Origin of the sequence: Aeromonas sp. S12(2024) (assembly GCF_041402305.1) — a bacterium.
GTDB classification, from domain to species: domain Bacteria; phylum Pseudomonadota; class Gammaproteobacteria; order Enterobacterales; family Aeromonadaceae; genus Aeromonas; species Aeromonas veronii.
On the sequence record NZ_JBGLRB010000009.1, the window covers coordinates 27,900 to 54,187 of the forward strand.

Below are 26,288 nucleotides of genomic sequence, written 5' to 3' on the forward strand. Positions count from 1 at the left end.
ACAATAGGGCCTCCTTGTATAGGGAGGCCTAATCTGAGATATTGATTTTATTTATGCCGATTTGAGTATCTGGATAAGTCGTAATTGAGCAGCGATTTGCTGAGCACAGTGATTTTTAATAGAGAATGATGACCACATGCAGACCAAAAGACCTCTTAATAGAGTCGTTTTAGCTATGATGGTGGGATTGGTGTCTAATAAGGCAGTGGGGCTGCATTCGGATGAGACTGGCGTAATCATGGGGCATCCACCAATTGGAAAGATTGATGCAGAAATCAAAACAATTTCAGGCGATATTGCCAAGCTCTTGCATCCCACCAACTTTATCTCATTTTCCGACACACAAGATGATGCTGATGGCGATGCTCCTGTTGAGCAAACTATTTACTTTCAGTGGGTCAAACCAGCGACGCCAGATGCCACTGAAGTCAGCGTAGATCCCAATAAGTGGCAGCCATACATAAAGGCTAACCGCCTAGGGGTTTCGTTTCGCGAGGTTGGCTATCATCTGGTTGCGAAATTCACCCCTAAAACAGGGGAAGGGAGTAACCCAGATACAGGCCCCGCTGCGTACTGGGCAACGATTGCTAAGGTCAAGGATGAAGGACGAGAGGTTATCATAAAAGACCCTATTGGCCCCGTGTCACCAAATACTGTTATTCCTGAAATGGCTCTGGAGGATATCTCCCTGAAATTGTTGTCGGGGCTCTCTTGGCAAGCATTGGATGAGCGTCATCCTGGAATGTATGGACCCACAGGGGTTGGGGGGAGTGTGACATCTCCTATACATGGTAGTAAGTGGCATGTTACATATCGCTGTAATGCCAATATTGATCCTCAGTTATGCTCCATGCCCCGTTTCTATAAGCACCAGTGGCTATACGAAAAAGCCCCAGGGCAGTGGGAGAATATCCCGGGCGCAACCGCACCTGAATATCAAATCCAAGCTGCTTACATAGGAAAGAGAATATCTGTCGATGTGACACCCGACTTCTCATTATTAAACTAGTATCTGCCTGTTTATGGCGTTGATGCTTTTTTCAGACAGAGGAGCGATAAAAACATCAATGCTGTAAGGCAGCCCAAATAGATTGATATGGAACAGAACGATGAAAGTACGCCAATACCAATTAGTGTATATACTGCTGATGTGCTTTGCGGTAACTGTATCGTCATCAGTGCAGGCTATACGCAGTGTTCCAAGTGACATTGTATTGTCGCCACCACCAGTGATCTCGTCACTGGCAATTGAAGGAAAATTTAACACCACCCCCAATGGTAGTCGACAGTTCCAAAATCAAATTGTGCCAGTACAGCAACATATTAATGCGCGATTCAATTACTCTCATGCGACAAACATTACGGCTGATACGACCGTGGAATTTTTTTTGGTGGATGGTACAACCAAAACGCCGATACCACTCGACCCCAGCTCTCCTGCCATACCCAGGGTGTTTATGCAAAACCCTGATGCATGGCAAGGGAAGCATTTGGAGCTTTGCGTGGGGGCGATAGCTCACGAGGGGTTACCTAAAGTAGCCCCGAAGCAGTGCGTACGACGCTATATATCCAAGCGCCAGCAGTTATATAGCGTTACCAACCCGACTGGCGGGGCTTATGTCGCCGATATACAGGCAAGAGCTGCCAGTACGAGTCAGGTAGCGACTGCGCTTGCTGATGAGTTCGGGTATGGAATGGGGGGCGAAACCGTAAGCTTCAAACTTCTGGCACAAACAGATCGCAAAGGGCGAGCTCGTAGTGACACTGGTGCCTTACGCGTTAGAAACTTGGTCTCTAATGAGGTCTTTGAGTTGAGGGTTGGGCAAGAAAAAGCATTGACCGTTCCGCATTCTGGTATCGTTTCCTTGGAAATATCAGATCCCGCGGGTATCGGTGTCGCCCACGCCTTTGAATTTCGCGACAGGAATGGTGCCAAGGGGGGGACGGTGCGTGGCAGAGTAAAAACCAGCCCAGATTCTCCCCAAGCTAATATGTGGGGAAATATGACAGAGATCGTTGGGCAGGCAAAACGCCCCTACCTTAGAGAGGAGTTGTCTTCGATAACTCAGGTCTTCGCAGGAACTAAGTTTACCCTCAACGATTGTCAAATTTTTTTTCGTGGGGTTGGCAACGCTAATACTGATAAAATGTGTCGAATTCCTGTAAATGCACCTAACAGACGTGGCGAGTCTGTAAGTGAGGTAATGATAAATAATGAAGCGTGGTTTGCAATACCTTATTCAACCAGCTATCCTATCACATCATACATTCCTCCTTACATATCTATTTGCGCTACTACTCTTGAGGACTTAAATTCAACGGTAGGACGACAAATTTACTCTGTGGCAGGTTGGCCAAATTACCCCTATAAGAGTGCTCGTTGGGCAACTATAAATCATAGCGGTGGTAGTGTGGGTAGTGATGCTGCGGAAGCGTTTCATAATGATATCCAAATCTCAATGAGTAATTATGATAAAATGTTGGTCGCTAGAGGACCTAATTGCCCATAACAGTTACATGGATGGCCTGTGTATAACCCAAGAAAGGACCAAGATGAGTTATCATAAAAGTAATTGTTGTGAACGCTAAAACACAGGAATGACATGAGCCATAGAGGCATCTGCCTTTATGGCGTTTTGTGGATATACCATAACAATGTTGCACATTTATAGTGCTAAGGTGTTGTTAATGAATAAAACGAGTTGTTTTATTTTTCAAGTGTTATTTTTTTTAATGACAATATGTATGCCACGAGGAGGGCTGGCGTTGGAGTTGACTGAGTGCGTCGATCATTTTTATACATCGCCCGCCAGTATCACCTGCCAGTTGCTGGATGTTCGGGTGGCAGAGCAGGGCGCGCATTGTACACTGGTTGCACAATGTGGTTCACGTTCACCGACAGGTCCGGTTGAGCAGGTTCATGTGTTGACCGTCCCCCCGGCAGATATGTCAATCTTGATCAATAAGCAGGGGGCCCTGATGGTTGGAGAACGCTAAAATCTCTTGCCATCATAGCTAACAGATGATGTGCGGAAGCGCAGTTGAGGGAGTTGGATTTATCCCTATTTGCTGTCGTTAGCTGCTTCGTATCACCATGACAACAGCGCCTAATATGCAAGAGTCGTAAAGAGACTTGAGTTGCCAGTGAGCAAAGCTTGTCTTGATGGATGAAATAATATCAGGCAGGTGATCCCACTAGGTATCTGCTGCTAAGTAAGCGCATATGGTGGGTATATTAAATAGTATCTTAAGGTCGTGCTTAGTGTTACCGCTGTTTAATATTTGATGCATTTCTATCATCTATTTATATCACTGCTGATGCTATATCATCCATCATAACGTGAAAGATATTCGGGGGGGCGCGATAAACGAATGAGATAATTATTAAGGCTGACATATACTTGAGTTTAAGAGTTTCATACCAACATTGATGGGGGCGATGCTGTCGGAAATTGTAAATTGCCACTGTTTATAATAGTGGAATAGCGGTGCTGGAGTAGTTGAAAATTATGTTGTGCGAGACGGCGTTTAATGATGGTGTTGTACACCGATGGTGGAAAAAAGGATTGCATTTCGGTATGACGGTGTCACTTTTGCTAGCTGTGCTGATCCCGACCAGGGGGATGGCGCAGCAGATGGTGATGTGCGTTGATCAATTTTATGCTTCGCCTGCCAGCCAACATTGTCAAATGCTAGATATGGCGGTCCTTGAGGTAGAGGTCCGCTGCAAGGTAGTAGCCATGTGTGTCTCTGGGGGGCGCAATGGGGCTCTCGAGAGGATTTATGAATTAACTTTGCCCGCGGCCCTGATGTCTGAGATCATTTACAACAATGGGATTTTGCTGGAGCGGACTGGTAGAGATTGAGTTCCTCAGGGCCGGCTGCATCATATCGGCAGTCTATATCCTTTGTTGGTAAGGTGTTCAGGTTGCGCGATAGCGATATCCTTTACTGGCACTGGCACTGGCACTGGCACTGGCACTGGCACTGGCACTGGCACTGGCACTGGCACTGGCACTGGCACTGGCACTGGCACTGGCACTGGCACTGGCAGGTTTTGCGATATCCCATGTATGCCTGAGGCGGTGTCTACCACTGTTAGGGGCTGGGTGCGCGCTGGCGAGCTATCACAATTACGACATGACTGATTTCATCTCTGAAGAGTGTTGCGGTCAGCATTGTTCGGTCTTTCTGGTTCAAGATACGCTGTCCATCAGCAAGCGAAAAAACATCTCTGTTATAAGGGGAAGTAAGCCTTGCATAGTTTTAGGCTTATGGAACTTGTGTTCGAGAGAGGCCATTGGCTGCAGCGATTGTTTCGTATCACGAACAACTGAAGCTGCTGCGGGTGGAGAGAGGTACAGGGGGGGGCTTTTGAGGCTGATGGGGGTTACTGGTTTGAAAAATGTGAAAGTTCCATCTGATCAAGTACATAATGACTAGTTCATGTATCGTGTACGAAGTTAAATGTTGTTATCTTGATAAAAAGGCTTTTTGAGTGCTTAATAAGATGCAGATAAGTGAGTATCAACATCTACTCGCTAGTTATCTCATTTGTCGCCGTGATGGTGACCATTCGATGGCGGCAGAGTTGGCAAGATGTATGGTGGAGTTTTGGCAGGGACTGCAAGACACTGAGCAAGCGGTAAAGTGGCAGAGATGCTATGAAGAGCATTATCGATTAGTTCTCTAGCTTGATATTTGGTTGAGCATATCAAGTGATTTTAATCCATAAAGGAGTGTAAATGGTTGATGTTGATTCTACCAATAGGGTAAGTATAAATAGCCTGACCGGGGAGCTCAGACTAGGAGATATTGAACTCGGATATTTAAATCAAGCTGAGCGGAGAGTGTTAATAGCACTGCTTGATGCGAATAAAAGTGTGCTAAATCGTTATCAGCTGCTTGAATTGGGTTGGCCAGGGAAAGTAGTCGTACCAAATTCAATTAATATGGTTATTCGTAAGCTACGTGCAATTTTGGAGCCTGTTAAGTTAGATCATACCATTGTGACCATACCCCGGGAAGGCTTCTTTTTAAGTGAGCCATCATGTTTTGAAGTTTTAACATTCGGTCATGGTGGAGAAAATTCCACTATAAAAAGGGATTTTTCTAAAGAAAGTAATAGGGATCTGTCTGAAGAAGAGCTTACAGCACTTGTTGAAATCTCAGCAAGGAATGAAGGTGATGGTAGCAATGTATCTACGGATCAATGGATTATTAATCACGATGTTGATCTATATGATGCCACTAGTAAAAAGGGAAGTGATATCAAGTCGAATTTGACAGAATTCAGTATTTATATTAAACGTTTTCGTTGGTACTGTTTTTTTTTCGTAGTCATTTTTTTGTTTTTATTTAGCTTCTATTGTTTAGCATTCTATCTTAGAGTAAAGCCTGTTTTGTATTGCAAGCAATATGATGAATTGGAACTATGTAGTATAGAACAATCATTATTGCCACCAATTGTTTCGTCACCATTTACCAGTGGTCGGCATTTTATAGGGGTTGAGTATCATGACAGAACAAAAACAACTTACCTTTAGGCGGATATTCTATACCATTACCTTTTCATTATGTCTGCTGGTTCTATATCCATTTATAAATGGCAGTGGTTGTGACTTTACATATGAGGTTAATACAGATAACTTCCACTCTAAAGGACGCTGTCAGGCAGGTGTATTCTCATCCATTCAATATGAAAAAAAGACAGGTCGAATCTTTAAAAGTACTATGTTGTTTGGCTATGTTTCAAATAAGGCTATTACAGTCAGATATGACTTTTCACCATTGTATGGTTGGGACGAACAATTAATTAAAGGTCAACCCTCATTACATGATGTGATCGATGATCTGTATCGAGATATGAGAGTGAGAGTCTCCTATATGGAAAAAGTCGAACCTGATATGTATGTAGTGTTATCGAGAACGCCAACCCCATTATCATTTATAGCAACAATTCATGGCGATATGAGCTTCTGGTAGTTGCATTGGAATGTTTGCTATATTTACGAGGGATGTTTAATTGTATTTTTAAATGCTTAGTGAGGTGCGTTCGTTCAATGAAATATGGGGTGTAGGCTGCGCTATTATGGTGATGGAAATATAATTTCAAATCTGTACAGGTTTTCCGCCTTGGCTACTTGAGGGAACTATTGGACAGAAAAATCATTTTTGTGTATGGAGATGGAGTTCACCTGACAGTTGTCCACAAAGGGAGTGGTCTACGGCTTCAAATCGGTACCCTTTCCGTGTTATCTGGAGTCACCGTATGACCATCAAGGAGAAAGTAGCCCGTCGTAAACTCAGCACTGCTAGTGCTCTCCAAAGAGCTCAATAACGTCAGCAAAGCCTGCAAGATCATCGACTACAGCCACCAGCAGTTCTACAAGATTGATATTCTCCGTAATTACCAGACCTAAGGTGCTGAGGCCCACTCGACAAACTGCCGAGCTGTAAAGGTGCGCACCCGAATTGGATCGCTCCTGAGATTGAACAGTCCATCTTCGATTACTCCCTCACCAGACCAACCCATGGCCCGCTGCGGTTCGCACAAGAACTGGCTCTACAAGGTATCAACGTCAGTGCCGGTGGGGGCCGTGGCGTGTGGCAACGTCACAACTTGCTCTCCAAACACGACCGTTTGCTGCGCCTCGAGAAGACCCACCGGGAGCAGCCGATTGAGCTCAATGAAGAGAAAATTCGTCTGCTCGAGTGCTTCAGTCCCGACTTTTTCGAATGTCAATACTGGTGAACTGGTGAACTGGTGAACTGGTGAACTGGTGAACTGGTGAACTGGTGAACTGGTGAACTGGTGAACTGGTGGCGGTTGATACCTTCTTCGTCGGCGTACTCAAGGAGGAAACCGTGCGGGACTGCTGCAGCCGCCAAGCTTGGGGCGGCTCTACAACTGCAAGCTGCCGTGAGCTCAGTCCACGTACCTAATGAAACGGTACTGCCGTTCTTCGAAGCTCATGAAGTGAAGGTTTATACCATCCTGTCGGATAACGGGCGTGAGTTCTGTGGGCGCCCTGACCATCATCCCTACGAGCGGTTCCTGCAACTGGAGGGGATTGAACATCGGACAACCAAGGTGCGCAGGCCGCAGAGCAACGGCTGTATCGAGGGGCTGCATCGAACCTTGCTGGATGAACACTTCCGCATCAAGGGGAGAACGACTTGGTGTGAGTCGGTGGAACAGATGCAGACAGACCTGGACAGTTACCTGGAGCACTACAACGCCCAGCGGTCACATCAGGGCTGGATGATGGAGGCATAGACCCCCAACAGCATGTTCAAAATGGTTCTGTAATTGATACCGAAGGAAGTGCGGACTAAAGTAGCGTAAACAAGACACCGGTTTGAGGCCGGTGTCAGGTGATAACTAGATCTGTACACATTTTTTATAGTGTTCATTCACTATAATTATATAATTGGTGATCTAACAGGCGCCAAGACGATTTTGTATAAATTACTTTCTGATGACATTTAGTAAGAATGCATTACTTGCCAAACATTGAATATTAAATATTTGATACTTACCTGTATGGTCATTTATTGGGGTTTGTATCATGAATTTGGAATCACTAAAATCATCTTGAGTGATCAAGATGTTTGTGCCATTCATAAGTATCTCACAGGACACGACATTTGATAACTTGACACTGTCACTCATGTCTTTAAAACTAACGTGTAGCGTTTGCACTCCTATCTCCTTTAAATTAAGAGTTTTTTGTGTTCTTATCTGAACAATAAGAATTACTCTCATGCAAGAATTTCAATGATTGTAGTTTAAGTTATTTGTGCTTATCCAGACTGTCACCAGATGTTATTGTAAGTTGACCGGCAAAAACACTTGTCAGTCAATTTAAGATTTTGCAAGGCCATAATTCCCTAGTGCTTTAATTTTAATCTGCCTGAACAGATAGCTTATGGAGCTTCGGCTCGCGCTATTGTGATGCTCTCGGATGAGATATTCTGCAACTGCAGAGAGTAGTCGATAATGTATCTGTTCTTACAAAAAATGGAGGGGAACCCCCCTCCTAAAGGACACACACGCACAGGATATGGACACAAACAGCAATCAAACAAACTCATGTTTTCAATAGGTGGGCCGAATATGTTTTATTTCTTGTATGATACTTTCATTTGGCTTCATGGAAAGTAAAAAGAAATAAACTGCAGTCGTTTTATTTTATTTTATTTTATTTTAATTTGCTCCTCCAGTGGCTATTCATGTTGAAAATCCACTGGGCAGTTCACGCCCCAGGAGACGATCCTGTTCTCAACTTTGAGCATAGGCGGAGCGTATGGACACACCACGATTTACACCTGAAATTTAGTGCGTCAGACTATTTACTGCGAGTGGTTATTTATTGGCAGAGGTTTCTGACCAGCAGGAGGTCTGTATGCAGTCGTTATAAATGGTTAAGGGGCATCCAACCAAATAATAGTGAGCAGCATGCCTATTATTTACTGGTAGCAAAGAGTGAGATCCTGAAGCTATGGGCGCAGTTGAATTGCATCGAAGAAGAGCTAGATATTCTGAACGAGGCTGCGCGGTACTTGGCAAGGGAGCTCGAATGAAGTACCGCCTTATCAATGAACACCACTCTGTATACGGTTTCATGACTATGTGTTTGGCACTGAATGTTGCCCGGGCCGGATTTTATTAATAGCTGCAGAATCCTGTCAGGATACATGATAAAGACAACCAGAGTTTACTGACGCTCATCCGCAATTCATATAGTCTGAGCACTGGCGTGTATGGCTATTGCTGGGTTCTTGGTGATCTGAATGAGGCCGGCTAGATATGCTGTAAAAATCGAGTCAGACGGCTTATGCAACTAAACCAGATCAAAGCAATTCGCGGATCTAAAGTGCCACGCAGAGTATCCGACAGACTGGATTTGACACCTATAGTTCCAGGCACTTTTTCCACTTAGGGTTGTGATACCCGACTGCACAGAAATTCCCGGGGTGAACGGTATCCCAATGCGCTGTGCGGGGGGGCTCGTTATAATGTTCAAACGTGATAGCCAAATTGCCTACCGCTGTTCAGCTATCCGGTTTTGGCTTCATCTCGATATAGTCTCACTTCATCGTCTTCACGAAGCTCTCCGCTATATCGTTGCTCTGTGGGATTCTCACCGCAGTCGTTCTGGGTTCCAACTCAAACGCGCGGGTCCCTTCCTGATGGCTCCCTGTTCGAGTTGATGAAGTTTGAGTTGATGAATGTGCCGTTGTACGCTCCGGACTATAGCTGTGTCAGCAAGCGGGCTCGCTCGGTGACAGTGGCTTATCGACAGCCCCCAAAGGGATGCATGACCGACTTGGTTATCGACTCCACTGGCCTCAAGGTATTTGATGAAGACAAGTGGAAGATCAGAAAACATGGGGCTAAGAAGCGGTGAGTCTGGCGCAAGTTGCATCTGGCGGTAGACCCTGTGACCCACGATATCGTGGCGGCACAAGTAGTCTCGCTGGAAAATGTCCACTAGGGGTTGCCTCAGAAAACGGAAAATATCGTACGCTAAGCCGATGATAGGGGTTGTAGTGGCCTGAACTTACCTATACCGCTCTTGGCGCTGCTGCGTCAGACCATAAATCCGACTATTTAATCAAAAAATCAATCACCGATTACGTGCTGCGGCTGTGGCATACCCGAGAAAATCGTTGAGATGGCTATGTTGTCCATCAGGCATGAGCAACCAGACGGAAATTTCGGCAAGTACTCTCCTTGCCTTTGCGCCAGTGGATACAGCGTACATCGAATCTGGTTTTTCCCTGTGAAAGCGCTATGCTGTCAAACAGAATAGATTAAGGTGAGTTCAACAGGTATGAACATGCGTTATCAGTTGGTCCCTTTTGTCACTCATCGTGCCGTTGCGGTTGCATCCGGCTTGTGTCCCCTACTTTCTCTTTCCGCCCTCCAACTGCTTCTCTCGTTCGGTTACGTCAGGGCGGAAGTGATCATCACCGGGGAGTTGCCCCCCTACTCATCTGCTGGACTAGCCAACAACGGCGAGCTGGCCAGCAAGGTGCTCACCGTCTTGAGATCGGTCGGCTACCCGGATCTGCAGGTTTCTTACCAGCCATGGCCGAGAGGGCTTAAAAACATCGAACTTGGCAATGCCATCGCCGCTTTCCCTTTTACCTGGACCTACGAGCGAGGTAACCGCCTTCTGTTCAGTATTCCCATCGCTTTCGATGTTCAGTCTTGGTACACCACTCCGGATAAGAAGAGACTGGAATCATTGTCTTGGCAACAAAAAGCAGCCTGCATACCTAAGGGATGGTTCTCTGATGCCATCGCGCGGGTCATTACCGAACAAGGGCTCATCGTCAGAACAACCAACCGTTTGAGCCAGTGTGTGGAACTGCTGAAAAAGGGCAAAGTAGACCTTGTCCCCATTAATGATACCTCTAAAAAGAGCCTATCCAAGGAGGACTATACAGCCTTATATCGGCTGTCCCTGTTTCGCCAGAATGTCACCTTTTATCTTGTCACCTCGCGTAACGAGGTGGGGGAGAGACTTATTCGTGACTTCAATGATAAATGGAGTGTGCAGGCCTACTGAGCTCACATCATGGATAGCGGTATTATCCTCCGTCCTTCTTACCATTGAATCCAAAGTAAAGGGTATCCGAAATCAAACATCAGAGATCGTGCCCAGTTGCCAATCACTTCACTCTACATGATGTAAAATGAGTTTATCATGGACTCTCTATACATACGTGAGACTTGAGTGAAAACACGCCATATCACTGCCCTATTGGTCTGTTGCCTTGCAACTTCTTTTTTCTGCCGTGCAGAACCACTCAACGTCTACTGTGACAATTGGCCCGGATTCTGCCAAGCCGATGGCAGAGGCTTTTATCTCGACTTGGTCAGCACCATCTACCAACCCCACGGTTACACCATTGTCCCCCATATCGTGCCCTATAAACGTGCAAGTTCCATGAGCAGCCGCAGTGGCGGAGATATGATGCTGGGGGTTTATCGAGATGAACTGCGCAACGTCTTGACGCCGGAATACCCCGATTCGGCAGATGACCTGACGGTGATGATGCTCAAACAGTGGGGGCCCCATTGGCATGGTGAGTCCAGCCTAGCAGGACAACAAGTATTATGGCCCCGAGGGTGGGGGCTGGAAAAAGAGCGCTATCGCTATTATCTAACCGTCGGCGTGTTACATGCGGCTAACGAAACACCGGACAACATTTACCGAGTATTGCTACGCTGGATCCCCACCTATCCAGCATTTAGCAAAAGCGAACGGGGTGAAAAATTGCGACGTATATGGGATCAAGAGATGGTTAGCTTGATCCGCAGTGGTGAACTTGCCAATATCTATCGGCGTAACCAACTCTATGACTATTACCATAAATTTATCAAGGAGATGGAGGAAAAGGCCGCACACTAATACTTGCAACCCCTGTTTGACAATCGCAACCCGACAGAAATTTCGAATGAAAGGGACATCCCCGTCCCAAGTTGGCCACCGTGCAGGTGGCTGACAGCAACCAAAGTGTCATGATGGGGTTATCAACTCTCATCAATCAACTCGAAGGGGATGCCCGTGACAATTGTAACTGTTGGAGTCGACCTGGCTAAAAATGTCTTTGCTGTGCATGGCGTCAACGATGCCGGCAAGCCAGAACTACGTCGTTCAGATGTCAAGCGGGCCAAGTTGCTCGATCTCATCGCCAACCTACCACCATGCCTGATCGGGATGGAGGCGTGCTCTGGCGCTCATTACTGGGCACGCGAATTCGAGAAGTGTGGTCACACCGTGCGCCTTATGGCACCGAAGTTCGTGGCGCCTTACCGAATGGGTGGTAAGCACGGCAAGAACGACGCCGCCGACGCGGCGGCAATCTGCGAGGCGGTCACTCGGCCGAACATGCGATTTGTACCGATCAAAACCATCGAGCAACAGGGTAAGCTGTTCGTACACCGTGCGCACCAGGGCTACGTCGCCCAGCGAACAGCCCTCATCAACCGTATCCGAGGCATGCTGAGTGAGTTTGGCATCGTCCTACCCCAAGCATTCAAGGCGTTTAACTTGGGCGTGCACCAAGCGCTGGAGGACCTACCCAGCTACGGTAAGCAGGTCATTGGCGAGCTGATGAGCGAACTCAGCCACCTCCAGGATCGCATCACGCAGAGTGAGCGCCAGATCCAGCTGATGGCTCGGGATGACGCACAGGCCCAGCGGTTGATGCGGTTGCGTGGCATAGGTCCAACAACAGCCAGCGCCATTGTCGCCAGTATTGGCAACGGGCACGACTTCAAGAACGGGCGCCAGTTCAGCGCTTGGCTGGGTCTGGTGCCGAGACAGAATAGTTCCGCCGGCAAAGCCAAGCTCGGAAGCATCACCAAGGAAGGCGATCCCTACCTACGCACACTGCTGGTACTTGGGGCGAGAGCATTGCTAGCGAGTGCGGTTGGAAAAACTGATCCTGTTAGCCGCTGGGCTTTGCAACTGAGGGAGCGCCGCGGCTATGGTCGCGCCTTGGTCGCCATAGCGGCAAAGAATGCGCGCATGTGTTGGGCTGCACTGCACCTGCAGGAGGAATTCAAGGTGCCTGCCTGACGTTGACTGGACTGCAAAAAACTACCGCCGCGTGATGAGCAACAGTTGATGTGTTGAAGGTTTGGACCTGCGCCAGAGAGTACTCGAGGAACCGCCAAGGCATATCTGTCCGTAAGGGCTGATGCCTGCATTTCGAATGGAGTCTCAGGCGTGCGTCTTTCATCAGGGTCCGCACCAGCCAGTGATGGTTTGGTGCATCAATGACCGTTTATAGGCTCGCTGTCCGCAACCTTTCTGCTATGTCAACGAGACGCCACACGCAGGGTATTGACCACAAGGGGATGTCCTTATAGCGGTTCCGGTTTATAACCCCACGTAGGGGTCACCTCAGAAAAGAAAACATGTTTTGCCAGATCGATGCCGATGTCTACTCCGGCATCTCCAGAAACAAGTACTCCCTGTTCCGTGTTAAACAGCTTGATGCTGCCGCTCAGGAGGGCTATCTCACCTCGCCCAAGTCCACCTATGGCCAGGATGTAATGATGTCACCCGAGCAGCAAAAGGAAGTACAACAGCAGGTTGAACAGATGAAGGCGCGCCAGCAGAGCACCGCCGACAGCGCGACCTGCTTTGTGCAGTCCCTGATGGATAGCTGCACTTGGCAAGGTGCCATCCTCCGCGAGGAAAAGCCAAAAATGAATAGAGCAGGAAGCGGCCCACCAAGGCCGCTTCTTTCCTATTTAGTTGGTGAATTACCGGATACAAACTCAGCCCACGCATCCATCATGGGCCGCCGTTGGTCCAGCAAGTCGGTGCGATGGTACGCAGCTTCCACCTTGTTCTGCACAGTATGGGCTAACGCTCGTTCAGCGAGATCTCGTGCGTAGCCCTGCTCACTGCACCAGTCTCGAAAGCTGGAACGAAAGCCATGTGCCGTTGCCATTCGGCCAGGAGTACAGCTCTCCGCTTTGGCCCTTCTCAGAAACATCGTCAGCACGGTGTCTGAGAGCGGTACTTGGTCCCTGGGAGAAGGGAATACCAACTCGTCATGTAATCCCATTAACCCCTTCAGGATTTCGACGGCACGAAGAGATAACGGAATACGATGTTGTTGCTTGGCTTTCATACGCTCGGCAGGTAAAGTCCAGATCTTTGCTTCCAAGTCTACTTCTGACCACTTCATGGCTCTGACTTCACCTGAGCGACATGCAGTCAGGATCAAGAACTCCAGCATGGAGCGGGTTACATCGTACTGTTGCGCTGTTCGCAGATGCTTTTGCACAAAGGCGGGGATATCACGCCAAGGCATCGCGGGCTGGTGTTCAACCCTCACTGATTTGCTGGGTTGGGCCGGTAGTAAGTGACTCACCACATCTACTGGGTTTGCGGAGGTATAGCCGTGAGCCCATGCCCAAGCCATGACTGCGTGTAGGCGTTGCTTAACACGGCTTGCTGTTTCCGGGATCGTCAGCCATATCGGTTGCAGAACTGAAGCGATATTAGCTGGGGTTATCGCATCAATGGAGATAGCGCCAATGGTAGGAAAGGCATATTGCTCCAATGTAGTGATCCATTGCTTACCGTGTTTGGGGTTCTTCCAACCTGGTAACAAGCTTTCGTAGACCAATCTGGTAGATGCTTCCAACGTCGGGATCTTCGGCTTGTTCTGCTCCTGCAGTCGGACCTCTAGCGGATCCAGGTTATTCGCCAGCTGTTCCCGCATTGCCTGTGCGTCTCGAGCTGCATCAGCGATGGATATCTCGGGGTAAGTCCCGAGGCCTGCATTCCGCCGTTTCTTTGTCAGTGGGCTGACATAGCGGAATACCCACTTGCCTCTGCCTTTGGCGGTAGAAGGGTGTAGCGTCAAGCCTGTAACGCCACCGTGAGCAAGGGGTTTATCTTCCGGCTTGATGTTACGAGCTTTGGTATCGGTGAGGATTGCCATCAGGGAACCTCCTTGAGAATTGAATATGCCACGCAGTATGCCACCAAGCATGCGCAGTGGTAATATGTGATTGGGATGGATTGGACAATTCTTGGCTATAACTTACTGATAGTAAATGGTGTGTTGGGTTTGTGTGGAGTTGATTGGACTTGATTGCGGCGGGCACCTCCTCCGCCATATTCAAAGAGAAAGCCCAAGCGATTCAATCGCTTGGGCTTTTTTGTATCTGCCGTATCTGGTATTTCAACGGACACGTCACATGGACGATAAAAATGGCTCGGGTTGTCCCTGAGCCATTTTCACCTTGAATGATGGCTTAGATCCGCCCCTGATAGCGCAGGGGGAAGCGCCCCTGACTGTCGGGCTGGCCGAGGAAGGGGAGCCCCTGTTGCATCTGCGGTGGCAGTTCTGGGCCCGGTTTCAGGGTGCCCTGGAACAGGTATTGGCCATTGGGTTGCAGCTCGAGGCGACCCATGGTCTGCACCGCATCGGAGCCCTGCTTGAGTTCGGCCACTAGTTTGGAGTCGAGGCAGGTGAGTTTCAGCTCGGGGTCGGCCAGATCCAGCTTGCCCGCCGGGGTATCGGCGCTGGCGTTGTACCAGTCGAGGTTGCCGTAGAGGTTGTCACACCAGGGGTTGCCCTGAGCAAACTGTTCCACTTTGAGCTGCAGCTGGCCGCTGACGGTGAGCGGGATCGGCAGGCGCATCGGCACCCGGCTCAGCAACCAGGGGGCCGGGGCATTGAGGGTCAGGTCGCGGCCGAAGGCGGCGCCATTCCAGCCGACAACGCCCTGACCATTGAGGCCGTTGCGATCGCCAAAGCGAATGGCCACTTCGGGGGCGAAGCGCAGCAGCGACCAGCCGTTGAGATCCCAGCGCAGCTGGTTCACCGATTCGCTGGCATATTGCAGTCGGGCAATCTGGCCACTCCAGAGGGTGCCGCTCACCCCTTCCAGTTTCAGCAGGTTGGCAACATTGGCAGGCAGCGGCAGATGGCGAGCCACCAGTGCCGCGGGCAGGGTGGCCAGCAGGAATACCAGATATGCGGCCAGAAACAGGCTGGCAATCAGGATGCGTTTTTTCATTGTGGACGACTCAACTGCAAACGTCTGACCTTGACCAGACCCGGGGCCAGATCCTCGCGGGCGATCTCGATGATTTGAACCTGAATGCCGTGCTGCTCCACCAGAGTGGAGAGCCAGAGCAGCAAGTCATCGAACTGGACCGTGTCGATCCACACTTGCAGCTCCTGCGCCTGGGGTTGCAGCCGGGCAATCTTGATCTTGTGGTTGAAGGCGGTGCGGTTGACCACCCCTTCCAGGGTGCCGCTGGTGTCGATCTGGCGACCTGAGCCACCCTGCATGGCCAGCACCTCTTCACCTTTCTCCTTGAGCCAGGCGAGGGTCTGCTGCTGGTTCTGCACCTGCCGCTCCCGCTCTGCGATGCGGTTGGCGATGGGCTGCCAGACGCTCCAGTAGAAGAGACCGACCAGCAGCAGAACGCCACCCGTGACCACCAGCCGCTGTTCCCGTGCGGTGATGCCGTGCCACCAGCTCTGCAATTTTTCCATCATGATGATTTACCCTTGAGCACCAGTGCGCCCTCTACCTTGCCCTCGGTGCTGCGCACCTCGCCTTGCTGTACCTCGAATTGCTTGCCTGCCAGCTCGCGGAACCGCTCGATCTCGGCAAAGCCGGGGGCGGTGACCTGCAGCCGCAGCTCGCGGCGACTGGCATCAAAGCGCATCACCTGCGGCTTGAGGCCGGGTACTTCGGCAAAGGTGGGGGCCAGCTCGGTGAGCATCAGCAGTACGCCGTTTTGCGGGGCTTGTCCCATCTGTTGCAGATGCTGGGTCATCTGGCTGCGCACGTTCACGATGCGGCTTTCACCCGGGAAGATGCGGGTATAGACGGCGCGGATCTCCGCTTTCAGCGCCTTGTCCTGCTCGGTGAGCTGATAGAGTTGCACCCCGCGCTGGCCGAGGGCCACCAGCAGCAACAGACCCGCGGTGATGGCTACCTTGCGCCACTGCAACCAGTAGCGGGCATATTCGGTCTGCGGCCGGTAGGGGCCGGTCAGCAGGTTGGCGCGGCAGGTGAGGGCCCCCTTGGCCAGCAGCAGCATGGGCAGCTCGGGCTCCGCCGCCTGCCAGTTGGCGGCGGCAATGGCGGGCACCGGGGTGTGGCTGTGGATGGTGACTGGCTCGACTTCGGTTGCCAGCAAGATGGCCAGCAGCGGCTCGTCGGCGACGATCCCCTGACAGGGGCCCTGGCGCACCAGCCACTCATTGCCGAGTTGCAGCGCAGACCAGCCATCAGCGGCCTGTGGCAGCGCCAGCACATCGGGCAGCAGTTGCAGGCTCTTGAGGCCAGCGGCATCGAGCCAGCCGAGCCACTCGCCCATCTTCTGCCGATCCACTGCCATCAGATCCACCTGCTGGCCCTCGTGGGCCAGCACCACCAGATGGAGCTCGTCCACATCGGAGGCGGTCTGCTCCTCCAGCAGGTAGGGGAGGGCCGCCGCCGACTGGCGGTTGTAGCGACCCGGCAGGGTGACGCGCCGGAAGATCAGATCGCTGCCCGGCACCAGGGTGACCACGGGGCGGCCACCGGCCCGCTCCTGCAGCTCGCTCAGGGCATCGGCCGAAGGTAGGGTGCCGGAGGCGATGATCTCCTGCTCCTGACCGGACCAGACCAGCCAGGCCACGGGTTGTTGTTTATTGGTCCCCAGTCGGATGACCAGACTTTCGCTCACGCATCTCTCTCCTGCGATACCGGTTTGCAAAGGGCGTTGTGCGCCCTGGCAACCGGTGCGCAGCCCGCAGGCTGCATCCAACATCTCTCGAACCCGCGGGCGAGGGCCCGCAGATGCGCTGTTTATTCGGCGCCACTACTGAGGCGGCGCAACATCACCAGTTTATTGTCCTTGCCCCGCTGGAACAGGGTTTCGAGCCAGGCCCGGTTGTCGCCGACCTCGGCCACGACTCGGGCTTCGAAGAAGTCGCTCTTGACCACCAGCGCCTCTTTCAGCCCTTTCACCGCATCGACCGGAGCGAGCATGTCTGTCATCAGCTTGCTCTCTTTCCACCCCTTCTGTGGCCGCTCGTTCAGTACTCGCTTGGCGTCATCCAGCCCGATAGTACCCAGATAGAGGGCGACCAGCAGCTCGGGGCGCTGGGGGGCAAGGGTATTGATATTGATCTTCAACTTGTCGTTGGGCAGGGTGCAGACGTAGGGTGCCAGTTTGGCATAGACCCGGGCCGTCACCCCGCGCACCGCCCTCAGCTCATCCTTGCCAAGCATCCACTGATTGGCGGTCAGATAGGGGGGCTTGAGCCCCTCGTAATAGGAGTCCTCTGCGCCAAGGCTGGAGACCAGCACAGTATCCTTGTCGGTCCAGTCACGGATGGCATCGGTGAGCTGGGCCGCCTCGTAATCATCCATCGCCAGCTGTTTGAGCAGTTCGCGAAATACCTGCACCGGATAGGGCTGCTGCGCCAGCTCCTCGCCGCTCCCCGCCTTGGAGGCCACGCTCAGGCTGTTGAGGTTGAAGCAGGATTGCAGGTCGGTCACCTCGCCCTTGAGCTGGCCATCGTCCACCGGAAATACAGTGTTCTTGCGGGCCCAGTTCTGGCTGAGGTTGACCACCTCGGGATTGTCCTTGAAATCCTGCGTCAGCACCTTGCTCACCAGCGCCTCTGCCGAGAGGGCATACCACCATGCCTGTTTGCCGGTGGTGATGTTGGCGGTGCGGCGAAGCTCAAGCTGCAGGCGGCCGCTCATATTGCTGGCGATGATCACCATCACCGAGAGGATCAGCAGCACCACCAGCAGCGCCATGCCGCGCTGGCGACCGGGGGCGGCGAGATTAGCCCGCATTGGCGCCCCCTCCGTTCTGGTTGTCACCATTACCGCCATTGGTATTGCCGTTGCCGCCACTGTTCCCGTTGTTGCTGTTGCTGCCACCCCCTTGGTCGGGATTGCTGCTCTGGCTGTTCTCTTCGGCGCGCTGGCCTCCGGCACCAATCAGGAACTGACGGCGAATGGTGCCGTAATCTTCCAGATCCAGCTCTACCGCCAGCCCGTGGGGCAGCACGCTGCGCTGGCTCCACTCCTCTTTCCAGTTGCCCTTGTCGAAGAAGTAGAGGCGAAACGCCGTGACCCCTGTCAGCACCGGTTGGATGCGCGGCTCGGTGCCGATCACCGGATCCGGATAGAGGTAGCTCAGGCGCTCCAGCTTCTGATCCTTGAGTCGCCAGCCGACCCGTTGCAGATGGGAGCGGGGCAGCATGCCGTCCGGGTTGAGCCAGCCGCTGCGCATAAAGGCCATGCCCCAGTCATCGCTCTGCTGGCCGAAGCGGGAGGCCGCCAGCAGCACCTTGTTGTTCTCCCCCTCGATGCGACCGCTGCGCGGCACCATTTGGGTGATGTCTCGCTCCAGCAGGGTGAAGGCGAGCTGCAATTCGTTGAGGCGGGCCTCCTTGCGCTTGGCTACCTCGTCGCTGGTGAGCACCCCTTGCAGCACCTGATAGGCGCCCATGCTGAGAGTGGCGAAGATGGCGATCGCCACCAGCATTTCGAGCAGGGTGAAACCGGCATGGCGGACGGGGCGAGGCGTGCGGGCGGATAGCTGGGTCATCGGCTGATATAGGTCCGCATCATGGCGACCGGGTTCTCGGCCTTGGCCTCGGTGCGCACTTCCATATCGAGCGCCCGGAAGTTGTTGTCGGCGGTGGCGACGCCGCGATAGCGCCAGTACCAGGTGCTGCCCGCCATCTGCTCATCCCCTTCCACCCAGCTGTCACCGGGCCACTTGTTCTCGAGCTTCTGTTGCACCAGCTGGTTCTCCACCACCCAGGTGGCGAGTGTCTTCTGCTCCAGATAGTTGAGGGCAGAGAGATGTTCGCTGGCGGTTTTCATTACCGCGAGACCCGCGATGGCAAAGACGGCCAGTGCGACCATGACTTCGAGTAGTGTCATGCCCCGGGCTTTCATTCGCTCACCTCTTCATCTTCATCGCCGGTGAGCAGGGTGAGGCGGCCGAACTCGTCCCCTTTGACGATGCGGGTGTAGCGGGCATCCTCATCCTGCTGGGTGAAGGTGAGCACGAACGGGCTCAGCTCGCCGCCCGGGAAGATGAGCAACTGCGGCGTGCGCTCCTTCTCGTCGCGCTTCTGTTCGGTTTTCTCGTCGGAGTCCGGCTGCCAGCCAAAGCCTTCCAGCTCCAGCGCCAGCGTCATGTTCTCGGCCAGTTGCACCGGCCCAAGTTGCTTGTCGCCAGTCAGGGCCAGCCACTTGCGATCCTTGGCCTGACGCTGCATAAACTGCCAGCCGTTATCCTCGATACGAATGCCCACCAGCCGACCATCCATCACCGCATACTCCTGCGCCAGCTGCAGGGTCGCCATCAGGCGGCGCGCCTGCTTGTCCAGCTCCCGATCCCCTCTGGCGCCTCCCATGCTGAGGGTGACGGCGGTAGCCACCAGCCCCATCAGCATGGCGACCAGCAACACTTCCAGCAGGGTAAAGCCGGATTGGCGACGGGCAGATGGTGCAGCCCTCATTCGGACTGCTCCAGCAACACAGAGTGCACGCGGCGGTTAATCACTTATTGGAAATCCTTCAGGTTCCAGTTGCCGATGTCGTCATCGGTACCGGCTTCGCCATCCTGACCCATGGAGAAGATGTCGATCTTGCCGTACTGGCCCGGGCTCAGCAGTTGATACGGGTTGCCCCAGGGGTCTTGCGGCAGGCGCTTGATGTAGCCGCCATCGCGGTAGCTGCGCGGCGCCGGGTCGATGGAGGGTTTGGTCACCAGTGCGTCCAGACCCTGTTCGGTGGTCGGGTAGCGGTTGTTGTCCAGCTTGTACATGTCGAGGGCATTTTCCAGCGCCACGATGTCGGAGACCGCTTTCTGCTGGTCAGCCTTTTCCTTGTTGCCCATCAGGTTGGGCACCACCAGACTGGCCAGAATGCCGAGGATCACGATGACCACCATGACTTCCAGCAGGGTAAAACCGGATTGACGACGTTTGTTCATGAGTTGCTCCGTAACGAATGAGATGGGATAGCCCATCAGAGAGTGATCACTGGGTGGGTTCGACGGGCCGCCAGCGGGGCTATCGAACGCCGGAAACTTACATATTCACCATATTGTTGAGCTCGAGGATCGGCTGCAGGATCGACATCACGATAAACAGCACCACCCCGGCCATGGAGACCACCAGCATGGGTTCGAACACCCCGAGGGCGATATTGACCTGGGATTCAAACTCCCGATCCTGGTTGTCTGCCGCCCGCTCCAGCATGCTGTCGAGCTCGCCGCTCTGCTCGCCGGAGGCGATCATGTGCAGCATCATGGGCGGGAAAATCTTGGTCTCGGTCAGCGACTTGCGCAGACTGGTCCCCTCGCGCACCCGTTCGGCGGCCTCGAGAATGCGCATTCTGGCAAAGTCGTTGGAGAGCACTTCGCCGGAGATCTTCATCCCTTCCAGCAGCGGTACCGCACTGGCGTTGAGGATGCTTAAAGTGCGAGCGAAGCGGGCGGTGTTGAGACCGCGGCTGACCCGGCCAATCACCGGCAGACCGAGTAGCACCTGATGCCAGCGTCTGCGGCGCTTTTCATCGGTGAGCCACCAGCGCCAGACAAAGCTGCCAAGGAATATCAGCAGCAGGAACCAGAGGCCGTAGGCCTGCATCAGTTCGCTGGTACCGATGAGAAAGCGGGTGGTGCCCGGCAACTGTTGACCCATATGTTCAAACTGGGCTACCACCTTGGGCACCACGGCGGTAAGGAGGATCGAGATAACCCCGATAGCGACACAGGTGAGCACGATGGGGTAGATCATCGCCTGCAGCAGCTTGGTGCGCATATGCTGGCGCTGCTCGGTGTAGTCGGCAAGGCGGTTGAGCACCTTCTCCAGATGGCCCGATTTTTCACCGGCCGCCACCATGGAGCGAAACAGCTGGTCGAATACATGGGGAAAGGCCCCCAGCGAGTCGGCCAGCGAATAGCCTTCCACCACTTTGCTGCGCACGGTCGCCACCAGAGAGCGCAAGTGGGCCTTTTCGCACTGCTCGGCCACTGCCTTGAGTGCCTCTTCGATGGTGAGACCGGCCCCCACCAGAGTGGCCAGCTGGCGAGTGATAAGGGCCAGCTCGGCTGTACTGGCGCCGCGCCGAAACAGGGCGAAGCGGGTCGCTTCCCGTTTCGCCTTCTCGGTGGTCTCGTTCACCTCGAGGGGGGTGAGCCCCTGTTCGCGCAGCAGCTGGCGCACCTGGCGGGCGGAATCCCCCTCCATCACGCCGCTCTTGCTGCGCCCCTTGTTGTCGAGGGCCTTGTATTCGAATGCCGCCATCTCAATCTTCCCGGGTCACGCGCAGCACCTCTTCGAGGCTGGTTTGCCCCTTGAGGACCTTGTCGATGCCATCACGGCGGATGCTGGGGGTGTGGCCGCGGATCAGTCGCTCGATGGCGAGCTCGCCGCTGGCGCTGTGAATGGCTTCACGCACCGCTTCGTCGATCACCACCAGCTCGTGGATGCCGGTCCGGCCACGGTAGCCGGTGTGGTTGCACAGCTCGCAGCCGACCGGACGCCATACCTGCTGATCGGGGGCCAGCTCGATGCCCATGGCGAGGCGCTCCTGCTCGGTGATGGGGCGAGGGGCGCGGCAATCGGGGCAGAGGGTACGCACCAGCCGCTGGGCCAGCACCGCCAAGAGCGACGAGGAGAGCAGGAAGGGCTCGATCCCCATGTCCCGCATCCGGGTGATGGCACCGATGGCGGTGTTGGTGTGCAGGGTCGACATCACCAGGTGACCGGTCAGCGACGCCTGCACCGCGATCTGGGCGGTTTCCAGATCTCGAATTTCCCCCACCATCACCACATCCGGATCCTGACGCAGGATGGCGCGCAGGCCGCGGGCGAAGGTCATGTCCACCTTGGTGTTGACCTGGGTCTGGCCCACCCCTTCGAGGTCATATTCGATGGGGTCTTCCACCGTCAGGATGTTGCGATCCCGCGAGTTGATTTCTGACAGCGCCGCATAGAGGGTGGTGGATTTACCGGAACCGGTCGGGCCGGTGACCAGAATAATGCCGTGGGGCTTGCGAATGAGTTCGCTGATGATGGTGCGGTTGGCCGCGGTCATCCCCAGCTGCTTGAGCTCGAGGCGCACGTTGTTCTTGTCGAGCAGACGCAGTACCACCCGCTCGCCGTAGCTGGACGGCATGGTGGAGACCCGCACGTCGACGGCGCGGCCGCCGATACGCAACGAGATACGGCCATCCTGCGGCACCCGCTTCTCGGCGATATCCATCCGCGACATCACCTTGATCCGCGAGACCAAGAGTGAGGCTAGCTTGCGATGGGGGCGCAGGATCTCCCGCAGTACCCCATCGATGCGAAAACGAATGACCAGTGCCCGCTCGAAGGTCTCGATATGGATATCGGAGGCCTCCTCCTTGATCGCCTCGCTCAACATGGCGTTGATGAGGCGAATGATGGGGGCGTCATCATCGGCATCCAGCAGATCTTCGCTTTGCGGCAGCTCTTCGGCCAGGGCGAAGAAGTCCATCTCGTTGCCGAGATCTTCCATCAGCTGGCGCGCCTCGGAAGAGTCGCGCTGGTAGTGGGCCATCAGCAGCTCTTCGAAGGCCTCGTTGTCGAGTTGCTCCACCGCGAAGCTGCAACCAGCGACCCGCCGCACTTCCAGCAGGGCTTGCGGGGTGACGCCAGGGCGGCACTGCAGCACGGGGGCGCCGTCCCGCTCAATCAGGATCACCCCGAAATTGCGGGCAAAGACAAAGGGGAGCTCGGGCAGTGGCGCAGGCCCGACGCTTCCATCCAGATGGTAGGCGCTCATCAGGGCTTACTCTGTACAAACGGGGTGGTGGTCTCGACAGTGTTCTGCTGTCTGCTCCGCATCTCGTTGATCTGCTTCTGGATCTCTTTTTGCAGCTCGGGCGACACCATCACATCCTGGCCATAGGCAGGCAATACCTGACGGGCGGGGGAGGTGAGATACCCCTCCTGCGAGGCGGCATTGAGCTGCTCGGCGCGGAACAGGGAGTACTTGTTGCTGGAGACACCGGTATAGACATCCGCATCACGCAAGATGGTCGGCCGGATAAAGACCATCAGGTTGCGCTTGGAGGTGGTGTTGGAGGTGGAGCGGAACAGATAGCCCAGCACCGGAATATCGCCAAGCAGCGGCACCTTGGAGACCTGCTCCTTGGTCTGTTCGTCCATCAAACCGCCCAGCACCACAGTTTCGCCGCTTTTGACCAGCACCGCGTTCTTGACGGTACGGGTATCGAAAGTGGGGCCAAGGTTGGCAGTACCGGTCGCCTGGGTCTGGGCGACGCTGGAGACCTCCTGCTCGATATTGAGCAGCACCGAATCCCCTTCGTTGATCTGCGGGGTCACCACCAGCTTGGTGCCCACCGTCTTGCGCTCGATGGTGTTGAACACCTGATCGCTGGTGGTGGAGCTTTGCGAACCGCTCTGGACCGGGACCTCCTGACCGACGTTGAAGGAGGCCTCCTTGTTATCCATGGTGACGATACTCGGGGTGGAGAGAATATCGTTCTTGGTATTGGAGGCCAGCGCCGTGGCCAGCATGGCCCAGTCGCCGTGATAGAAACCGGCGGCCATGCCGTTGAACTCTTTCAGCAGACCGGCAGCTGTGTCGGTCTTGCCATTCTGGTAATCCTTGCCCGCCGCAATGGCGCTGCCGAGGGGCAGACCGGAGTTGGTGAACTGGGTGCCGCCGCCGTTGGCATTGCCCCACTGGACGCCAAGGCTGAGGCCGTCGCCATCCTGCATCTCGACGATGATCGCCTCCACCAGCACCTGGGCGCGGCGGATATCGAGCTTGGCCACCACCTGCTCCAGTTCGGACATCACGTCCGGCTGGGCGGTGATGACCAGCGCATTGGTGGTCTCGTCGGCTGAGATGGCCAGCTTGCCACCGCCGATGCTGGCGCCACCTGTGGTTGCGCCGCCGCCCTTCTTGTCGGCCTCGATGCTGGAGCTGACGCCCTTGAGCACCTCGACCATGTCTTTGGCCTTGCCATATTTGAGGTAGAAGACCCGGGTGTTGCCCTGGCTTTGCAGGTCGCGGTCGAGCTGGCGCACCATCTGGATGATGCGGGCGCGCGCTTTCGGCTCACCACTCACCACCACAGAGTTGGTGCGCTCGTCGGCCACCACCTTGGGGGATAGCAGCAGGGAGGCGGTGCCCCCCTGGGGGTTGCCATCCTTGTTGAGGTTGGTCACCAGCCGCACCATTTCCCCCGCCGAGGCGAATTTGAGCTTGATGATGTCCACATCCTGATCGCCTGCGCGGTCGACCCGGTTCACCACCTCCACCAGACGGTTGACCACGGCGGCGCGGCCGGTGATCAGCAGCACGTTGGAGGGCTCGTAGTGCACCACGTTGCCACCACCGGCGTTGTCGTTGAGTTGGCGCAGCAGCGGCGCCAGTTCGCGGACCGAGACGTTGCGCACCGGTACGACCCGGGTCACCATCTCGTCGCCGGAGCCCGGGTTGCTGCCATCCACCACCGGAATGGCGGAGGTCTTGGCATCCCGCGAGCGCAGCACCTTGAGCACCCCGTTGTCCATCGGCACCACGGCAAAGCCGTAGACGTCGAGCACGCTCAGGAAGAACTGGTAGTACTGCTCCTCATTGAGCAGGTCGTAGCTGCGCACGTTGATCTTGCCGCGCACCGATGGCTCTATGATGATGGTTTTATTGAGGTTCTTGCCCACCGTATTGATGAACTCTTCAATGTCGGCGTTCTTGAAACTGGCAGAGTATTCGGTGGCCCAGGCTGAGCCCGCCATCATCAGTGCCGCTGCGATAGTGGCCAGACGCCAGCTTTTCCCTTTAGTGGTCATTATTGGTACGACTCCAAATCATTATTCTGACAAGCGCACATAGATGTCGAACTGTTCGCCCTGTCGCTCGACGGTCACTGTCATTTCCGTTGCGCCAGCCATCTGCTGCATCGCCTGCATGGCTTGCATGTTGTCCCGTAAATCCAGCCCGTTGATGTTGATGGCCAGGTCATTGGCCTGCAGCCCGCTCTGGTTGAAAAACTCAGGATTGCTGCCCGGATTGAGGCGATAACCGGTCATGCGGCCATCCACCTGAACCGGTGAAATATTGAGGTAATCGGTGATCTTGCCCGGATCGGCCATCAGCTCGCTGCGCAGGGAGCCAAGGGGGGCGGCGTTGGTCTGCGGCAGCGGCTTGCCATACTCCTCGCCATCCAGCATCAGGGTCTCGTCGCGGCCATCCCGCTCGATGATCACCCGATCCGGATAGACCTGCCGGATCCGCGCCTGGGTGCCGTCAATCATGTCACCGACCCCGTAGGAGTTCTGGATGCCGGACATGGCGATGATGGCGATGGATTTGGCGGGATCCGAGCTGGCCAGCACACCGTTGAGCTGGGCATTGAGCTGGGTTCGCGGCGCATTGGCGGCCACGGCGGTCTTGGCTTGCGCCTTGGGGATCGCCTTGCCAAAAAGTGCCAGTCGGCTCACCTCGCCCAGTTCAAGGCGCGGGTTGCTCTGGCCGCTGACCGCCACGGCGGAGGGTTGCCACGGTTGGCTGGTTTGCGGGCTTGCCAGGGTGAGCAGACGCCAGGTGAGGGCGGCGCTCTGCTGGGCCAGCATGATCAGCAGCGCCAGAAAGGCCACCTGGGTGACTCTGGTCATGGGAAGCCGCCGGCACTGGGCCAGCAGCATGGTCAAGATGTCATCCCTGAATCGTAGCGTCATATTAATCAACAAAT

At 54.3% G+C, this 26,288-nt stretch carries 22 protein-coding genes and 6 pseudogenes; 14 read left to right on the forward strand and 14 right to left on the reverse strand.

Features of this window, described 5'->3' with window-relative positions; translation table 11 throughout:
• Positions 1-136 precede the first annotated feature (136 nt).
• The 9 genes and pseudogenes from ACB035_RS10405 to ACB035_RS10445 form a co-directional block, all read left to right on the forward strand.
• Positions 137-1,009: a hypothetical protein gene (locus tag ACB035_RS10405; RefSeq protein WP_371167225.1), complete on the forward strand. Its 873-nt coding sequence runs from the start codon at positions 137-139 to the stop codon at positions 1,007-1,009.
• Positions 1,010-1,109: 100 nt separating this feature from the next.
• A complete protein-coding gene (locus ACB035_RS10410) occupies positions 1,110-2,510 on the forward strand; it encodes a hypothetical protein (protein WP_371167226.1) in 1,401 nt (466 codons plus the stop codon).
• A gap of 178 nt (positions 2,511-2,688) precedes the next feature.
• Entirely contained in the window at positions 2,689-2,997 is a 309-nt protein-coding gene (locus tag ACB035_RS10415; protein WP_371167227.1) for a hypothetical protein, read from the forward strand.
• Between the two features lie 503 nt (positions 2,998-3,500).
• Positions 3,501-3,866 (forward strand): hypothetical protein, encoded by a 366-nt coding sequence (locus tag ACB035_RS10420; RefSeq protein WP_371167228.1) that lies wholly within the window; start codon positions 3,501-3,503, stop codon positions 3,864-3,866.
• Between the two features lie 62 nt (positions 3,867-3,928).
• Positions 3,929-4,081, forward strand: a complete 153-nt coding sequence (locus tag ACB035_RS10425; protein WP_371167229.1) for a hypothetical protein — start codon at positions 3,929-3,931, stop codon at positions 4,079-4,081.
• 664 nt (positions 4,082-4,745) lie between these two features.
• Positions 4,746-5,546 (forward strand): transcriptional regulator, encoded by an 801-nt coding sequence (locus ACB035_RS10430; protein WP_371167230.1) that lies wholly within the window; start codon positions 4,746-4,748, stop codon positions 5,544-5,546.
• Positions 5,518-5,985 (forward strand): hypothetical protein, encoded by a 468-nt coding sequence (locus tag ACB035_RS10435; protein WP_371167231.1) that lies wholly within the window; start codon positions 5,518-5,520, stop codon positions 5,983-5,985. The genes ACB035_RS10430 and ACB035_RS10435 overlap by 29 nt, the downstream gene beginning before the upstream one ends.
• Positions 5,986-6,271: 286 nt before the next feature.
• Positions 6,272-7,312: pseudogene (locus ACB035_RS10440) on the forward strand (integrase core domain-containing protein).
• A gap of 997 nt (positions 7,313-8,309) precedes the next feature.
• Positions 8,310-8,903 (forward strand): annotated as a pseudogene (locus tag ACB035_RS10445) (IS3 family transposase); the annotation flags it as partial.
• Between the two features lie 38 nt (positions 8,904-8,941).
• Here ACB035_RS10445 and ACB035_RS10450 read toward each other — a convergent pair.
• A pseudogene (locus ACB035_RS10450) lies at positions 8,942-9,183 on the reverse strand (integrase core domain-containing protein); the annotation flags it as partial.
• 38 nt (positions 9,184-9,221) lie between these two features.
• Here ACB035_RS10450 and ACB035_RS10455 point away from each other — a divergent pair.
• The 5 genes and pseudogenes from ACB035_RS10455 to ACB035_RS10475 all read left to right on the forward strand — a co-directional run.
• Positions 9,222-9,497, forward strand: a pseudogene (locus ACB035_RS10455) (transposase); the annotation flags it as partial.
• Between the two features lie 342 nt (positions 9,498-9,839).
• Positions 9,840-10,580 carry a hypothetical protein gene (locus ACB035_RS10460; protein WP_371167232.1) on the forward strand — a complete coding sequence of 247 codons (741 nt, stop codon included), beginning with the start codon at positions 9,840-9,842 and terminating at the stop codon, positions 10,578-10,580.
• 183 nt (positions 10,581-10,763) lie between these two features.
• Complete coding sequence (locus ACB035_RS10465) at positions 10,764-11,426, forward strand: hypothetical protein (RefSeq protein WP_371167287.1); 663 nt, start codon at positions 10,764-10,766, stop codon at positions 11,424-11,426.
• Positions 11,427-11,582: 156 nt separating this feature from the next.
• Positions 11,583-12,599 carry an IS110 family transposase gene (locus ACB035_RS10470; protein ID WP_371167233.1) on the forward strand — a complete coding sequence of 339 codons (1,017 nt, stop codon included), beginning with the start codon at positions 11,583-11,585 and terminating at the stop codon, positions 12,597-12,599.
• A gap of 356 nt (positions 12,600-12,955) precedes the next feature.
• Positions 12,956-13,177, forward strand: a pseudogene (locus ACB035_RS10475) (type II secretion system protein GspD); the annotation flags it as partial.
• Between the two features lie 98 nt (positions 13,178-13,275).
• Here ACB035_RS10475 and ACB035_RS10480 read toward each other — a convergent pair.
• The 13 genes and pseudogenes from ACB035_RS10480 to exeC form a co-directional block, all read right to left on the reverse strand.
• Positions 13,276-14,484 (reverse strand): tyrosine-type recombinase/integrase, encoded by a 1,209-nt coding sequence (locus ACB035_RS10480; protein ID WP_371167234.1) that lies wholly within the window; start codon positions 14,482-14,484, stop codon positions 13,276-13,278.
• A gap of 316 nt (positions 14,485-14,800) precedes the next feature.
• The gene (gene exeN / locus ACB035_RS10485) at positions 14,801-15,568 is read right to left on the reverse strand and encodes a GspN family type II secretion system protein ExeN (protein WP_236269683.1); all 768 of its coding nucleotides are present in this window, start codon (positions 15,566-15,568) and stop codon (positions 14,801-14,803) included.
• Positions 15,565-16,056, reverse strand: a complete 492-nt coding sequence (gene exeM / locus ACB035_RS10490; protein ID WP_042083641.1) for a GspM family type II secretion system protein ExeM — start codon at positions 16,054-16,056, stop codon at positions 15,565-15,567. Before exeM ends, exeN begins: the two co-directional genes overlap by 4 nt.
• A complete protein-coding gene (gene exeL / locus ACB035_RS10495) occupies positions 16,053-17,237 on the reverse strand; it encodes a GspL family type II secretion system protein ExeL (RefSeq protein WP_371167235.1) in 1,185 nt (394 codons plus the stop codon). The genes exeM and exeL overlap by 4 nt, the downstream gene beginning before the upstream one ends.
• 122 nt (positions 17,238-17,359) lie before the next feature.
• Positions 17,360-18,361 carry a GspK family T2SS minor pseudopilin variant ExeK gene (gene exeK / locus ACB035_RS10500; protein WP_371167236.1) on the reverse strand — a complete coding sequence of 334 codons (1,002 nt, stop codon included), beginning with the start codon at positions 18,359-18,361 and terminating at the stop codon, positions 17,360-17,362.
• A gap of 112 nt (positions 18,362-18,473) precedes the next feature.
• Positions 18,474-19,121 (reverse strand): annotated as a pseudogene (gene gspJ / locus ACB035_RS10505) (type II secretion system minor pseudopilin GspJ); the annotation flags it as partial.
• On the reverse strand, positions 19,118-19,477 hold the full coding sequence (exeI, locus tag ACB035_RS10510) for a GspI family T2SS minor pseudopilin variant ExeI (protein WP_021229089.1): 360 nt from the start codon (positions 19,475-19,477) through the stop codon (positions 19,118-19,120). The pseudogene gspJ and the gene exeI, both read right to left, overlap by 4 nt.
• Positions 19,474-20,046 carry a GspH family T2SS minor pseudopilin variant ExeH gene (gene exeH / locus ACB035_RS10515; protein WP_257123443.1) on the reverse strand — a complete coding sequence of 191 codons (573 nt, stop codon included), beginning with the start codon at positions 20,044-20,046 and terminating at the stop codon, positions 19,474-19,476. Before exeH ends, exeI begins: the two co-directional genes overlap by 4 nt.
• A 44-nt stretch (positions 20,047-20,090) precedes the next feature.
• Positions 20,091-20,522 carry a GspG family T2SS major pseudopilin variant ExeG gene (gene exeG, locus ACB035_RS10520; RefSeq protein ID WP_257123442.1) on the reverse strand — a complete coding sequence of 144 codons (432 nt, stop codon included), beginning with the start codon at positions 20,520-20,522 and terminating at the stop codon, positions 20,091-20,093.
• Between the two features lie 97 nt (positions 20,523-20,619).
• A complete protein-coding gene (gene exeF / locus ACB035_RS10525) occupies positions 20,620-21,840 on the reverse strand; it encodes a GspF family T2SS innner membrane protein variant ExeF (protein ID WP_005338296.1) in 1,221 nt (406 codons plus the stop codon).
• A 1-nt stretch (position 21,841) separates the two neighbouring features.
• A complete protein-coding gene (exeE, locus tag ACB035_RS10530; protein ID WP_005338295.1) occupies positions 21,842-23,347 on the reverse strand; it encodes a GspE family T2SS ATPase variant ExeE in 1,506 nt (501 codons plus the stop codon).
• Positions 23,347-25,386, reverse strand: coding sequence for a GspD family T2SS secretin variant ExeD (gene exeD, locus ACB035_RS10535; RefSeq protein ID WP_106842466.1), 2,040 nt, complete (start codon positions 25,384-25,386; stop codon positions 23,347-23,349). The genes exeE and exeD overlap by 1 nt, the downstream gene beginning before the upstream one ends.
• Positions 25,387-25,407: 21 nt before the next feature.
• Positions 25,408-26,241 carry a GspC family type II secretion system variant ExeC gene (exeC, locus tag ACB035_RS10540; protein WP_371167288.1) on the reverse strand — a complete coding sequence of 278 codons (834 nt, stop codon included), beginning with the start codon at positions 26,239-26,241 and terminating at the stop codon, positions 25,408-25,410.
• Between the last annotated feature and the right edge of the window lie 47 nt (positions 26,242-26,288).